We start from the raw sequence: 12,119 nt of genomic DNA, 5'->3' as shown, positions 1-12,119 counted from the left end.
GAAGACATATAGCCCGAAAAGGTGAACAAAACGTTTCGGATTCCGACAGGTCGGTAGCGCACTTGACTTGCGACGCCGCTAGACCCATCGTGATAGGACCGAGGGGTGCGCCCGCAGGCGCTGAGAGCTGGATGTCCGGCAACCCTTTGAACCTGATCCGGGTTACGCCGGCGGAGGGACGGGATCAAACAGACCGAACCACACGCCCCAGCGTCGCCCCTGTTCCGAGGAGCGCGCCATGAATGTCCAGACCAAGCCTGCCAGCGTCACGACCGGCCCGATCGCCGGCTCGCGCAAGGTGTTTACCTCCCCCGACGGGCGGCCAGACATCGCCGTGCCGTTCCGTGAGATCGATCTGCATCCGAGCGCGGGAGAAGCGCCGTTCCGGCTCTATGACACGTCGGGCCCGTTCACCGACCCGCATTTCAGCCTCGATCTCGACAACGGCTTGCCGCAGGTTCGCGGCGCCTGGATCGAACGGCGCGGCTTCGATTCTGTTGCCGGCCGGGCGGTGAAACCGGAGGATAACGGATTCGCGGCGGCGGACCGGCTGGTGCCCCCCTGCCCCGCAGGGCGGCGCGTGTTCGCCGGCAAGGACGGCGCGCTGGTGACGCAATATGAATACGCGCGGGCCGGAATCGTCACCGAGGAGATGATCTATGTCGCGCATCGCGAAAATCTCGGCCGGGCGAAGGCCGCCGAGGGGGCTGCGGCGCGGCGGGCGGATGGCGAGCGGTTCGGCGCGGCGATCCCCGAATTCGTGACGCCGGAATTCGTGCGTAGCGAGATTGCCGCCGGAAGGGCGATCATTCCGGCGAACATCAACCACCCCGAGCTGGAGCCGGTGATCATCGGCCGCAACTTCCTGGTGAAGATCAACGCCAATATCGGCAATTCGGCGGTCACCTCCGGAGCCGCGGAAGAGGTCGAGAAGCTGGTCTGGGCGATCCGCTGGGGGGCGGATACGGTGATGGACCTCTCGACCGGGCGGAACATCCACAACATTCGCTCCTGGATCATGCGCAACTCGCCGGTGCCGATCGGCACCGTGCCGATCTACCAGGCGCTGGAAAAGGTCGGCGGCGATCCCGACAAGCTCGACTGGGAGGTGTTCCGCGACACGCTGATCGAGCAGGCCGAACAGGGCGTGGACTATTTCACCATCCATGCCGGGGTGCGGCTTGCCCATGTGCCGCTGACGGCCAAGCGGGTGACCGGCATTGTCTCGCGCGGCGGCTCGATCATGGCGCGCTGGTGCCTCGCGCATCACCGCGAGAGCTTCCTTTATGAGAAGTTCGACGAAATCTGCGACATCATGCGCAAGTATGACGTGTCGTTCTCGCTGGGTGACGGGCTGCGGCCCGGCTCGATTGCCGATGCCAATGACGCGGCGCAGTTCGCCGAGCTGGAGACGCTGGGCGAGCTGACCAAGATCGCCTGGGCCAAGGGCTGCCAGGTGATGATCGAGGGCCCCGGCCATGTGCCGATGCACAAGATCAAGGAGAACATGGAGAAGCAGCTCGAAGTCTGCCACGAGGCCCCGTTCTACACGCTCGGGCCGCTGACCACCGACATAGCACCCGGCTACGATCACATCACCTCGGCGATCGGGGCCGCGATGATCGGCTGGTTCGGCACCGCCATGCTCTGCTACGTGACGCCGAAGGAACATCTCGGCCTGCCGAACCGCGACGACGTGAAGACCGGGGTGATCACCTACCGCCTCGCGGCGCATGCGGCGGATCTCGCCAAGGGGCATCCGGCGGCGAAGCTGCGCGACGACGCGGTGAGCCGGGCGCGGTTCGAATTCCGCTGGGAAGACCAGTTCAATCTCGGCCTCGACCCCGACACGGCGCGCGCGTTCCACGACGAGACGATGCCCAAGGAAGCGCACAAGGTCGCGCATTTCTGCTCGATGTGCGGGCCGAAATTCTGCTCGATGAAAATCACCCAGGACATCCGCGACGAGGTGGCGCGCGATGAGGGGCTGGCACAGAAGGCGGCCGAGTTCCGCGATGGCGGCAGCCGCATCTATGTCGAGGATCAGGCGGCGGAGTGAAGCCATGAAGGTCGCCATCATCGGCGGCGGCATCATCGGGCTCGCCCTGGGCTGGCGCCTCGCGCAGCGCGGCGCCGAAGCCACGGTATTCGAGCGCGATGCGATCGGCCGCGGCGCCAGCTACGCCGCGGCCGGAATGCTCGCCGCCGGCTGCGAGGCGGAGCCGGGCGAACAGGCGCTCGGGGTGCTCAACCACAAATCGCTGGCGCTGTGGCCGGATTTCGCGGCTGAACTCGAGGCGGCCTCCGGCATGCAGGTGGGGCTGCGGCGCGAGGGCACGATACTGATCGCCCTCAACCGCGACGATGCGGCGAAGCTGCGGCACGACATGGAATTCCAGAAACGCCAGGGCATCGACCTCGAATGGCTGACGCCGGTCGAGGCGCGCGCGCGCGAGCCCTATCTCGCGCCGCAACTGGCCGGGGCGGTGTTCTCGCCAGATGACATCCAGGTCGACAACCGGGCGGCAACGATGGCGCTGGGCGAGGCCTTCCGCCGCGCCGGCGGGGTGCTGCGCGAGCGGCTGCCGGTGCTGCGGATCGAGACCGACGGCGCCCGCGCCCGCGGCGTGGTGACCGCCGAGGGCATCCACGAGGCCGATGTGGTCGTGCTGGCGGCGGGGGCCTGGTCTGGCACGTTCGACGTGCCGGTGCCGCTGCCCCCGGTTCGCCCGATCAAGGGGCAGATGCTCTCGGTGCAGATGGACCCGGAAGCCCCCCTGCTGCGCCATGTGATCTGGGCGCCACGGGCCTATCTGGTGCCGCGGCGGAGCGGGCTGCTCATCGTCGGGGCAACCGTCGAGGAGCGCGGGTTCGATGGCGCGATAACGGCTGGCGGGCTTTATTCGCTGCTCGATGGCGCCTGGCGCGCCGTGCCGGGGATCGAGGAGCTCGACCTGGTGGAGACCTGGGTCGGTTTCCGGCCCGGCTCGCGCGACGATGCGCCTGTGCTCGGGCCGAGCGCCCTTCCCGGCCTAATGTTCTGCACCGGGCATCACCGCAACGGAATTCTGCTCACCCCGGTCACCGCCGCAGCGATGGCGGCGACAATCCTTGAGCAGAGGCTGGATCCGCGCATTGCCCCGTTCGATATCGGGCGGTTCGCGCGGGTGAGGAGTGCGGCATGAATCGCGAAGAAATCAGGGTAAACGGCACCTTCGAGCCGATTGCGGCGAGCATTGCCGCTTTGCTGGAGGCAAAGGGGCTGCACGAAACCAAAGGTCTGGCGGTGGCGCTCAACGCTTCCGTGGTGCCGCGGGCGTCCTGGGCGCGTACGCGGCTGGTGCCGGGCGACGAGGTCGAGATTGTCCGTGCGGTCGGAGGAGGCTGAGATGAACGCTTTCGAGATCGCGGGCGTCGCGCTCGGCTCGCGCCTGTTCATGGGCAGCAGCGCCTATCCCAACCAGCAGGTGCTGCTCGATGCGCTGGATGCGGCGGAACCTTCGCTGGTCACCGTGGCGATCAGGCGGATCAGCCTCGATGCCTATGGCGGATCACTGCTCGATGCGCTGGGCGGGCGCTATCGGCTGCTGCCGAACACCGCCGGCTGCTCGACCGTGCGCGATGCGGTGCTGACCGCCGAACTCGCGCGCGAGGCGCTGGAGACGGACTGGATCAAGCTTGAAATCATCGGCGACCGGGAGACCCTGTATCCGGATGCCGAATTGCTGATCGAGGCGACAGGCGTGCTGGTGAAGGCCGGTTTCACTGTGCTGCCCTATTGCACTGACGATCCGATTCTCTGCCGCAAGCTGGCGGATCTGGGCGCGGCCGCGGTGATGCCGTTGGGCTCGCCGATCGGCTCCGGGCTCGGGATCGCCAATCCCTACAACATCGAGCGGATCTGCGCGCAGAGTGCGGTGCCGGTGGTGCTCGATGCCGGCATCGGCACCGCGTCGGACGCGACGCTGGCGATGGAACTCGGCTGCGATGCCGTGCTGCTGAATACCGCGATTGCCCGGGCGCATGACCCGGTGCGGATGGCGGCGGCGATGCGGGCAGCGGTCGAGGCCGGATTCGGCGCCCGCGGCGCCGGCCGGATTCCGAAACGGCTGCGGGCCGAAGCCTCGAGCCCGGAACTGGGTCTGATTGGGGCGTGAAGGTCAGGCTGGCGCCGTACCGGCTCTTTCAAGCGCGGGAGCGTGAGTTGCGCCGCCCGCGCGCCCCCTTGGCGCGTTCATTTTGCCCGCGCGCGGAAAGGCCTTTGATATTGCCAAATCATCACCGAACGGATCATAGTCTGTCCAGATAAAGAGAGTTTGGTTACGGGGACAAAGAAATGGGTCAGCATGCGCCCCTGGCAGCAGACGGTTTGCTGCGGACTGGCGAACTGAAAACGATGGCGGTTGATAGCGAAACCGAGATTGAACTCGACGCGATGATGCGCAACGCGACGATGGCGGCGCAGTTTCTGCGGTGCATCGCCAATCCTCACCGGTTGATGGTTCTGTGTCACCTTACCCATGGTGAAGCCTCGGTGGGGCAGCTCGAGCGGGAACTCGGCATCCGCCAGGCGCATCTGTCGCAGCAGCTCGCACGGTTGCGACAGGACGGGCTGGTTACGACCCGTCGCGATTCGCGGACGATCTATTACGCGTTGGGCAGCGATGCGGCGCGCGATGTGGTGGGATTGATCTACCGCCTGTTTTGCACGGCGGGCATGGACAAGGTGGGCGGCTGCGACTGACGCGCGGCATCCAGCAAGCGGACGATCCATATCCCGGCGAACATTGCGATCACGAATGGCCAGAGGGCCAAAGGATCGAGCGCAAGCGCGGTGATGGCCGGTCCGGGGCATAGCCCGGCCATTCCCCAGCCAATCCCGAAAATCGCAGCGCCACCGGCAAGGCGAAGGGTGATTCCGCTGCGCCGCAGCACTGGAAAGCTCCCACCAGTCAATGGCCTGCCACGGCGGCGGCCATATGCGAACCCCGCCGCGGCGACGAGAACGCCGCCGGCCATGACGAAGGCGAGGCTCGGATCCCAATGACCGGCGATGTTGAGGAAGCCGAGGACCTTGGCGGGATCGACCATATCCGAGAGCAGCAGCCCGCCACCAAAGAGCAGGCCGGCGGCAAAAGCGATCAGGGGCCGGCGCATCATACGGCTCCAAGGTCACGGGTGAGGAAAACCACGACCGCCGCGACGGCCATGAAAACGAGTGTCGCGACAATCGAGCGCGGCGAAACGCGGGCCAGACCACAGACGCCGTGGCCTGAGGTGCAGCCGCCGCCGAGCGCGGTGCCGATTCCGACCAGCAGGCCGGCGCCGATCATCACCGGCGGCCCGGCGGCGACATGGATCGCCGGGGCGGCGCCAAACGACCGCGCGAGAAGGCCGGCCAGAAGCAGGCCGGAGATGAAGGCGAGCCGCCAGTCCCGCCCGGAGCGCTGGATCAGGTCTCCGGCGATTCCGGTGATCCCGGCAATGCGGCCGATGCCGAGCCAGAGCATGGCGGCGGCGGCGCCGATCATCAGCCCGCCCGCGAGATCGGGCAGCGGGGTGAAGCCCGTGGGGAAAGGCGCTGGAAGCAGCATGCAGCCGGGTCCTCGCGGTCAGAGCGTGTTGAGCGGAATTTTCAGATAGCGCCGGCCGTTCGGCGCGGGGGCCGGCAGATCACCGCCGCGGATGTTGACCTGCAGAGAGGGCAGAATCAGAACCGGGGCGGCGAGGGTCGCATCCCGCGCCTCGCGCATGGCGACGAATTGCTCCTCGCCGATGCCGGCGTTGATTTGCAGGTTCCCTGCCTTCTGCTCGGCAATCGTGCTTTCCCATCGCGGCTCACGCCCGCCGGGCTGGTAGTCATGCGCAGTGAAGACCCGGGTTTCGCCCGGCAGCGCATAGAGCCGGTGAACCGAGCGATAGAGCGCGTGCGCATCGCCACCGGGGAAATCGCAGCGCGCGGTGCCATAATCGGGCTGGAACAACGTGTCGCCCACAAAGACGGCGTCACCCACATGATAGGACATGCAGGCCGGCGTGTGGCCGGGCGTATAGATCGCCTCGGCCTCGATCATGCCGACCGCGAAGCGTTCGCCATCGCGAAACAGGTGGTTGAACTGGCTTCCGTCAATGGGAAAATCGGGACCGAGATCGAAGATATCGGCGAAATTGGCCTGCACCGGCGCGATATGATCGCCAATCCCGATCATCCCGCCGCCGAGGCTATGCTGGATATAGCGCGCCGCCGAGAAATGATCCGCATGGACGTGGGTTTCGAGAATCCAGTCGATGGTGAGGCCGCGCTCGCGCACGCTCGCGATCAGCGCATCGGCCGAAGTCGTCGACACCCGGCCAGATTTCGGGTCGTAGTCGAGCACAGAATCGATGATCGCGGCGCGAGACGTCGTCGGATCGATCACGATGTAACTGATCGTGCTCGTCGCGGGGTCGAAAAACGGCAGTATTTCGGGGCGCACAGTCATCGCAGCCTCCTCACGGGGTCATATTCTGTGCACCGAATATGAGAGGCCGAACGCTGTGGTCAATAGTGCCGACGGTCAGCCGATCCGCGCGCGCCCTCCCATATAGGGGCGCAGCGCATCCGGGATCGTGATCGACCCATCGGCATTCTGGTAGGTCTCCATCACCGCGATCAGGGCACGGCCGGTAGCAACACCGGAGCCGTTCAATGTGTGAACGAAATCGGGCTTTGCCGGCTTTGGGCCGGTCTGCGCCGGACGGTAGCGGGCGTTCATCCGCCGGGCCTGGAAGGCGCGGCAGTTCGAGCAGGAGGAGATTTCACGATAGGTCCCCTGCCCCGGCATCCAGACCTCGAGATCGTAGGTCTTTGCCGAGGAGAAGCCGGTATCGCCGGCGCAGAGCAGCATGCGGCGATAGGGCAGCCCCAGGCGTTCCAGCACGGTTTCGGCGCAGCGCGTCATCCGCTCGTGCTCGTCGGCGCTGGCCTCCGGCGTGGTGAGGGAGACGAGTTCGACCTTCCAGAACTGGTGCTGGCGCAACATTCCGCGGGTGTCGCGCCCGGCCGAGCCGGCCTCGGAGCGGAAGGACGGGGTCAGCGCCGTCATGCGCAGCGGCAGGCTGGCGGCATCGAGAATCTCGCCGGCGGCGAGGTTGGTCAGCGGCACCTCGGCGGTGGGGATCAGCCAGCGGCCGTCGGTGGTGCTGAAGAGGTCTTCGGCGAATTTGGGAAGTTGCCCGGTGCCGTACATTGTCGCGTCGTTGACGAGGAGCGGCGGCGAGACCTCGGTATAGCCGTGCTCGTTCACATGCAGGTCGAGCATGAACTGGCCGAGGGCGCGTTCGAGCCGGGCGAGATCGCCGCGCAGCACGGTGAAGCGGGCGCCCGCAAGCTTGGCCGCGCCGGCGAAATCCATCAGGCCGAGGGCTTCGCCGAGTTCGAAATGCTGCTTGGCCTCGAAGTCGAACGCGGGCGGTGCGCCGACCCGTTTTTGCTCCACATTGGCCGACTCGTCGGGGCCATCGGGCACGTCGGCATAGAGGATGTTGGGGAGGACAGCGAGCATCTCGTCCAGCTTTCGTGCCGATTCCGCCAGATAGGCGTTGGCGGACTCGATCTTCTGGCGCAACTCAGCGCCTTCCGCCTCGAGCGCTGATGTATCCTCGCCGGCCCGCTTGGCCTGACCAATCGCGCGAGCGAGTTCATTGCGGCGGGTCTCGTAGCCTTGCAGCTTGGTCTGGGCGTCGCGCCGCTGTCGGTCGTACACGAGTATAGCGTGGTCGGCCCCTTCAGCCGGGTAACCGGGGAATTCGACACCGGCAATCCCCCGCCGGCGCATCGCGGCGGCAAAGGCCGCGGCGGCGTCGCGAATGGCTTTCAGATCATGCATTCTCGGTAACCTCGGCTTTTGGCTCGACCATCTTCACCGCAAAGATCGACAGCTCGAACAGGGCGATCAGCGGCAGCGCCAGGCCCGTCATGGTAAAAACGTCGGGCGGGGTCAGGATCGCGGCGACGATGAAGCAGGCGACATAGGCATAGCGACGATATTTCTTCAGCGCCGCCGCGTTGACGATCCCGACCCGTCCGAGCAGTGTCAGCAGCACCGGCAGTTCGAAGCAGATGCCGAAGGCGAAGATCAGCTTCATCACAAGGTTGAGATAGTCGGAGACGCGCGGCAGCACGTTGATCTGGAAATTCGCGTTGTGCGGGTTCGTCTGAAAACTCAGGAAAAACTTCCAGGCATTTGGAAATATGACATAATAAGCCAGTGCGCCGCTGCGAAAAACAGCACCGGCGTGGCGATCAGAAAAGGCAGCAGCGCGCGCTTTTCCGACCGGTAGAGGCCCGGCGCGATGAACAGCCAGATCTGCGTGGCGATCACCGGAAAGGAGATGAAGGCGGCGGCGAAGATCGCGACCTTCACATAGGTGAAGAACGCCTCGTAAAGCGCTGTATAGACGAGTTCCGGCTTCTGCCCGCGTTCCTTGAGGATGTTGACGAGCGGCTGGGCAAGAAAATGGTAGATCGGGCGTGCGTAATAATACGACACCAGGAAGGCGCCGAGAAAGGCAAGGCCTGACCAGAGGAGGCGGCGGCGCAACTCGGCCAGGTGGTCGAGCAGCGGCATTTCCTTGTCGTTGATCGGGTCCGCATCCTGCGGCGCGTCGGTCTCATCGGATGTCATGCGCCGGACCTACCAGAGTCGTGTGCCGGGGGGAATGAAGGCGGGCACCGGGCGGGCGCGCACCGCGTCCGGCGGAACGAAAGCGGGCAATCCGGGCGGCAGATCGTCATCCGCGGTTCCTTCGATCACGGCATCCGCAGCGGAAGGAACTCCATAGCTCTCGCCATCGATCGAATCGAAGCTGCTGCGGATCGTGCCATCGGGGTCGACATGGCGCTCGATCGTGCTGCCGAGATCGAAATTGCGGAGATTGCGCAGGTCGTTGCCGATGTCGGCAAGATCGGCCTCGCGCATCAGCTCCTGCACATGGCCCTGGAACTCGCTGGCAAGGCCGCGCATCTTGCGCAGCGCCGCGGTTGCCGTGCGGATCGCCACCGGCAGGTCTTTCGGTCCGATGACGACAAGCGCCACCATCAATATCACGCCAATCTCTGGCCAGGAAAATCCGAGCATATCCGTCCGCTTAAACCGGCTTCTCTGCTAGCAGCCCTGCGGCCGAGGTCAAGGATCGGCCGGGGCCGGGCCGGCCGGTTCGACCAGAAGATCGCTGCGCTTGGGCAGGTCGCGCAGCGATTTGAGACCGAACTGCACCAGGAACTGCGGCGTCGTCGCCCAGAGCGCCGGGCGGCCGGGCGCCTCGCGATGGCCGGCCGGAGTGACCAGATCGGCCTCCAGCAACGCATCCAGCGCCGATTGCGAGAGGCTGACACCGCGGATTTCCTCGATCTCGGCGCGGGTAACCGGCTGATGATAGGCGATGACGGCGAGCGTCTCCATCGCCGCGCGCGCCAGGCGGCGGGGGATTTCCACCACCCGGCGCAGCGCCGGCGCGAGATCCGGCGCAGTGCGGAACATCATTCCCTGCCCCGCCTCGACGAGTTCGATCCCGCCGCCCTCGTGGCGGGCGCGCAGGGCCGCCAGCACGGAGTCGAGATCCTCGCCCTCGGGCAGCAGGGTGGCGAGGGTGCGCATCGGCACCGGCTCCCGGCTGGCGAAGATCACCGCCTCGATCAGCCGTTCGGCGTGTGGGCGGGAACTGGGCGGGGCGGTATCATTCATGGTCGGGTTCGGGCTCCGGGCCGGGGCGGATCTGGATGGGGCCGAAAGGCTGCTCCTGTCGGAGTGCCAGTTGGCCGTCGCGGGCGAGTTCGAGCCCGGCGAGCAGCGTGCTGGAGAGAGCAGCGCGGCGGGCAAGTGGCGGTTCGGACGAATCGGGCAGTTCGGGCGGCAGGAAGCCGGCGAGATCGGTCCAGTCCCGCGTGGCGCCGAGCAGCCGGGTCAGACGTTCCAGCGCCTGCTGTACCGACCAGAAATTCATCGGCTTCGGCCGGTATTGCCGCTTCGCGCCGGACCGGCGGCGGGCGGCGAGATAGGCCGTCAGCAGCGAAGTGAGATCGACGCGCAGCCGTGAACGGTCGATCTCGGTGAAATCCTCCGGCGCGCCACGGGGGAAGACGTCCTGTCCGAGTTGCGGCCGTGCCCCCAGCCAGGCGGCGCCCTCGCGGATGGCCTCAAGCGCCTGAAGCCGCGCGGCCAGCACGTCGGCGGCGATCTCGCCCTCCTCGGCGGCGGTCTCGTCCTCGGGCAACAGCAGGCGGGATTTCAGCCAGGCGAGCCAGGCGGCCATGACCAGCCAGTCCGCCGCGAGTTCGAGCCGCACCCGGCGCGCGCCCTCGACGATCGCGAGATATTGCTCGACGAGGGCGAGAATCGACACATTGGCGAGATCGACCTTCTGGCCGCGGGCGAGTTCCAGCAGCAGGTCGAGCGGCCCCTCGAACCCCTCGAAGCGGACGATGAAGGCCTCGACGGGTTCGGGGGATGGCGCGGCGTCAGAATCCGGCATTGACGCCAGCAAGATGAAGGAACCAGGCGGCGACGCGCGGCACCCAGAGGCTGAGCGCGTCCGATACCGGGTTGAAGCGGATGCCGAACTGGCCGAGCAGCGCGGGCAGGATGAAGATCACCGACAGGATGAGCAGGATGCCGAGCTGCTCGACGCGGGCAAGCATCCGGGCGGCGGGCAGCGGCAGCAGGCCGACGGCGATCCGCCCGCCGTCGAAGGGCGGCAGCGGCAGCAGGTTGAACAGGCCGAGCACGATGTTGAAGAGCAGAAAATAGAGCAGGAAATCGCCAAGCATCGGCACATTGCCGAAGGCGGCGATGGCGAAGGACGCGGCAAGCGCAAGGACAAAATTCGAAAGCGGGCCGGCGGCGGCGACGATCGCCATGCCACGCCGCGGATCGCGGAAGCCGGACGGGTCCACTGGCACCGGCTTTGCCCAGCCGAACATGAAATCGATCCTGCCGATGGTCAGGAGCTGGCTGGCGATGAGAAACAGCGGCAGGATCACCGTGCCGAACCGGTCGACATGGCGCAGCGGATTGAACGAAAGCCGCCCGGCGCGCTGGGCCGTTCGGTCACCGAGGGCGAGCGCGGCGTAACCATGCGCGAGTTCATGCAGCACGATCGCCGGGATCGCCGCAAGCACACTGATCGCCACTGAAAGGATGGGGTTATGGGTCATGGCGCCGGCGTCGGTTTGAGGCGGAGGATCAGCGCCTTGTCGAGATCGGGCACGGCTTCGAGCACCGCGCGGTTGGCGGCAGGCTCGCCCGGGCAATAGAGGGCGAGGTCGCAGCCGGCGGCAAGGGCGCGCAGGGCACGCGAGACCGGCGTGCCGTCAAGCGCGCCCATCGCAAGATCGTCGCTGACCAGAATCCCACGGAAGCCGATCCGCCCGCGAATCACCTCCTCGATGATCCTGCGGGAGAAGGTCGCCGGAGTCGCGGGGTCGAGCGCCTCGTAGAGGATATGGGCGGTCATGCCCCAGGGCAGGTCGCGATTCGCGGCGAAGGGCGCGAAGTCGGCATCGAGTGCCGTGGCGGTGACACGCGGCAGGCTATGATGGCTGTCGAGCCCGGCGCGGCCGTGACCCGGCATGTGCTTCATCACCGGCACGACGCCCTGGAACATCAGCCCCCAGGCGATATCCGCCCCCAGCGCGCCGACCACGGCGGGGTCGGCGGCGATCGCGCGGTCACCGATCACATCGTGCGCGCCGGGGACCGGGACATCGAGCACCGGCGCGGCGACCACGTCGAACCCGCGTCGCGGGCCATCGCGCCGATCGCGGCGCCGTGCGCGCGGGCGGCGTTGCGGGCGGCGTCGGGGTCGGTCGCGAACAGCGCGCCGAGCTGGGCGGCTGGCGGAAGCTCGGGCCAGTGCGGCGCGCGCAGCCGGGCCACACGGCCGCCTTCCTGGTCGACCATCAGCACCGCCTCCGCGGGGAGTGCCTCGCGCAGGGCGGCCACGAGATCGCGCAGCTGGGCGGGATCGGCGATGTTGCGGCCGAACAGGATCACGCCCGCCGGCGGATGTTCGGCGAACAGCGCGCGTTCCTCCGGCGCAAGGGTAGTGCCGGCGATGCCGAGTATGGCGGCCTTCATGGT

At 66.9% G+C, this 12,119-nt stretch carries 15 protein-coding genes, 1 pseudogene and 1 riboswitch; of the genes and pseudogenes, 5 read left to right on the top strand and 11 right to left on the bottom strand.

What is annotated here, in order from left to right; genetic code table 11:
- Window positions 1-91 precede the first annotated feature (91 nt).
- Window positions 92-196: riboswitch (TPP riboswitch) on the top strand.
- Between the two features lie 42 nt (window positions 197-238).
- The 5 genes from thiC to ACIDOCELLA78_RS98665 all read left to right on the top strand — a co-directional run bounded on the left by thiC (window position 239) and on the right by ACIDOCELLA78_RS98665 (window position 4,744).
- Entirely contained in the window at window positions 239-2,059 is a 1,821-nt protein-coding gene (gene thiC / locus ACIDOCELLA78_RS98685; protein WP_201727657.1) for a phosphomethylpyrimidine synthase ThiC, read from the top strand.
- 4 nt (window positions 2,060-2,063) lie between these two features.
- Window positions 2,064-3,185, top strand: coding sequence for a glycine oxidase ThiO (thiO, locus tag ACIDOCELLA78_RS98680; RefSeq protein ID WP_201727656.1), 1,122 nt, complete (start codon window positions 2,064-2,066; stop codon window positions 3,183-3,185).
- The gene (gene thiS, locus ACIDOCELLA78_RS98675) at window positions 3,182-3,388 is read left to right on the top strand and encodes a sulfur carrier protein ThiS (protein ID WP_201727655.1); all 207 of its coding nucleotides are present in this window, start codon (window positions 3,182-3,184) and stop codon (window positions 3,386-3,388) included. Before thiO ends, thiS begins: the two co-directional genes overlap by 4 nt.
- A 1-nt stretch (window position 3,389) precedes the next feature.
- Window positions 3,390-4,157 carry a thiazole synthase gene (locus ACIDOCELLA78_RS98670; protein WP_201727654.1) on the top strand — a complete coding sequence of 256 codons (768 nt, stop codon included), beginning with the start codon at window positions 3,390-3,392 and terminating at the stop codon, window positions 4,155-4,157.
- 179 nt (window positions 4,158-4,336) lie between these two features.
- On the top strand, window positions 4,337-4,744 hold the full coding sequence (locus ACIDOCELLA78_RS98665; RefSeq protein ID WP_201727653.1) for a metalloregulator ArsR/SmtB family transcription factor: 408 nt from the start codon (window positions 4,337-4,339) through the stop codon (window positions 4,742-4,744).
- On the opposite strand, the gene ACIDOCELLA78_RS98660 is transcribed toward ACIDOCELLA78_RS98665, so the two are convergent.
- The 11 genes and pseudogenes from ACIDOCELLA78_RS98660 to ACIDOCELLA78_RS98610 form a co-directional block, all read right to left on the bottom strand.
- A complete protein-coding gene (locus ACIDOCELLA78_RS98660) occupies window positions 4,693-5,157 on the bottom strand; it encodes a DUF6691 family protein (protein WP_201727652.1) in 465 nt (154 codons plus the stop codon). The genes ACIDOCELLA78_RS98665 and ACIDOCELLA78_RS98660 overlap by 52 nt on opposite strands.
- A complete protein-coding gene (locus ACIDOCELLA78_RS98655; protein ID WP_201727651.1) occupies window positions 5,157-5,594 on the bottom strand; it encodes a YeeE/YedE family protein in 438 nt (145 codons plus the stop codon). The genes ACIDOCELLA78_RS98660 and ACIDOCELLA78_RS98655 overlap by 1 nt, the downstream gene beginning before the upstream one ends.
- Before the next feature lie 18 nt (window positions 5,595-5,612).
- Complete coding sequence (locus tag ACIDOCELLA78_RS98650) at window positions 5,613-6,482, bottom strand: MBL fold metallo-hydrolase (RefSeq protein ID WP_201727650.1); 870 nt, start codon at window positions 6,480-6,482, stop codon at window positions 5,613-5,615.
- A gap of 75 nt (window positions 6,483-6,557) precedes the next feature.
- Complete coding sequence (gene serS, locus ACIDOCELLA78_RS98645; RefSeq protein WP_201727649.1) at window positions 6,558-7,868, bottom strand: serine--tRNA ligase; 1,311 nt, start codon at window positions 7,866-7,868, stop codon at window positions 6,558-6,560.
- A pseudogene (gene tatC, locus ACIDOCELLA78_RS98640) lies at window positions 7,861-8,666 on the bottom strand (twin-arginine translocase subunit TatC). The gene serS and the pseudogene tatC overlap by 8 nt, the downstream one beginning before the upstream one ends.
- Window positions 8,667-8,675: 9 nt before the next feature.
- Window positions 8,676-9,119 carry a Sec-independent protein translocase protein TatB gene (tatB, locus tag ACIDOCELLA78_RS98635; RefSeq protein ID WP_201727648.1) on the bottom strand — a complete coding sequence of 148 codons (444 nt, stop codon included), beginning with the start codon at window positions 9,117-9,119 and terminating at the stop codon, window positions 8,676-8,678.
- Window positions 9,120-9,167: 48 nt separating this feature from the next.
- The gene (gene scpB / locus ACIDOCELLA78_RS98630; protein WP_201727647.1) at window positions 9,168-9,725 is read right to left on the bottom strand and encodes an SMC-Scp complex subunit ScpB; all 558 of its coding nucleotides are present in this window, start codon (window positions 9,723-9,725) and stop codon (window positions 9,168-9,170) included.
- Window positions 9,718-10,512 carry a ScpA family protein gene (locus ACIDOCELLA78_RS98625; RefSeq protein ID WP_201727646.1) on the bottom strand — a complete coding sequence of 265 codons (795 nt, stop codon included), beginning with the start codon at window positions 10,510-10,512 and terminating at the stop codon, window positions 9,718-9,720. The genes scpB and ACIDOCELLA78_RS98625 overlap by 8 nt, the downstream gene beginning before the upstream one ends.
- Window positions 10,499-11,194: a site-2 protease family protein gene (locus ACIDOCELLA78_RS98620; protein ID WP_201727645.1), complete on the bottom strand. Its 696-nt coding sequence runs from the start codon at window positions 11,192-11,194 to the stop codon at window positions 10,499-10,501. The genes ACIDOCELLA78_RS98625 and ACIDOCELLA78_RS98620 overlap by 14 nt, the downstream gene beginning before the upstream one ends.
- Entirely contained in the window at window positions 11,191-11,766 is a 576-nt protein-coding gene (locus tag ACIDOCELLA78_RS98615) for a glycoside hydrolase family 3 N-terminal domain-containing protein (protein WP_283770801.1), read from the bottom strand. The genes ACIDOCELLA78_RS98620 and ACIDOCELLA78_RS98615 overlap by 4 nt, the downstream gene beginning before the upstream one ends.
- Entirely contained in the window at window positions 11,715-12,116 is a 402-nt protein-coding gene (locus ACIDOCELLA78_RS98610) for a glycoside hydrolase family 3 N-terminal domain-containing protein (RefSeq protein WP_283770800.1), read from the bottom strand. Before ACIDOCELLA78_RS98610 ends, ACIDOCELLA78_RS98615 begins: the two co-directional genes overlap by 52 nt.
- Window positions 12,117-12,119 lie beyond the last annotated feature (3 nt).

It is taken from the genome of Acidocella sp. C78, assembly GCF_907164655.1.
Note: the sequence above shows the minus strand (reverse complement) of the source record. Positions and strands in the feature narration are given on the sequence as shown.

Excerpts from the sequence above, each read along its gene's own strand:
- ACIDOCELLA78_RS98670 (WP_201727654.1), top strand. The coding sequence starts at position 3,390 with ATGAACGCTTTCGAGATCGCGGGCGTCGCGCTCGGCTCGCGCCTGTTC.
- thiS (WP_201727655.1), top strand. The coding sequence starts at position 3,182 with ATGAATCGCGAAGAAATCAGGGTAAACGGCACCTTCGAGCCGATTGCG.
- thiO (WP_201727656.1), top strand. The coding sequence starts at position 2,064 with ATGAAGGTCGCCATCATCGGCGGCGGCATCATCGGGCTCGCCCTGGGC.
- ACIDOCELLA78_RS98620 (WP_201727645.1), bottom strand. The coding sequence starts at position 11,194 with ATGACCCATAACCCCATCCTTTCAGTGGCGATCAGTGTGCTTGCGGCG.
- ACIDOCELLA78_RS98665 (WP_201727653.1), top strand. The coding sequence starts at position 4,337 with ATGGGTCAGCATGCGCCCCTGGCAGCAGACGGTTTGCTGCGGACTGGC.
- scpB (WP_201727647.1), bottom strand. The coding sequence starts at position 9,725 with ATGAATGATACCGCCCCGCCCAGTTCCCGCCCACACGCCGAACGGCTG.
- ACIDOCELLA78_RS98660 (WP_201727652.1), bottom strand. The coding sequence starts at position 5,157 with ATGCGCCGGCCCCTGATCGCTTTTGCCGCCGGCCTGCTCTTTGGTGGC.
- ACIDOCELLA78_RS98650 (WP_201727650.1), bottom strand. The coding sequence starts at position 6,482 with ATGACTGTGCGCCCCGAAATACTGCCGTTTTTCGACCCCGCGACGAGC.
- ACIDOCELLA78_RS98610 (WP_283770800.1), bottom strand. The coding sequence starts at position 12,116 with ATGAAGGCCGCCATACTCGGCATCGCCGGCACTACCCTTGCGCCGGAG.
- ACIDOCELLA78_RS98655 (WP_201727651.1), bottom strand. The coding sequence starts at position 5,594 with ATGCTGCTTCCAGCGCCTTTCCCCACGGGCTTCACCCCGCTGCCCGAT.
- serS (WP_201727649.1), bottom strand. The coding sequence starts at position 7,868 with ATGCATGATCTGAAAGCCATTCGCGACGCCGCCGCGGCCTTTGCCGCC.
- thiC (WP_201727657.1), top strand. The coding sequence starts at position 239 with ATGAATGTCCAGACCAAGCCTGCCAGCGTCACGACCGGCCCGATCGCC.
- ACIDOCELLA78_RS98625 (WP_201727646.1), bottom strand. The coding sequence starts at position 10,512 with ATGCCGGATTCTGACGCCGCGCCATCCCCCGAACCCGTCGAGGCCTTC.
- tatB (WP_201727648.1), bottom strand. The coding sequence starts at position 9,119 with ATGCTCGGATTTTCCTGGCCAGAGATTGGCGTGATATTGATGGTGGCG.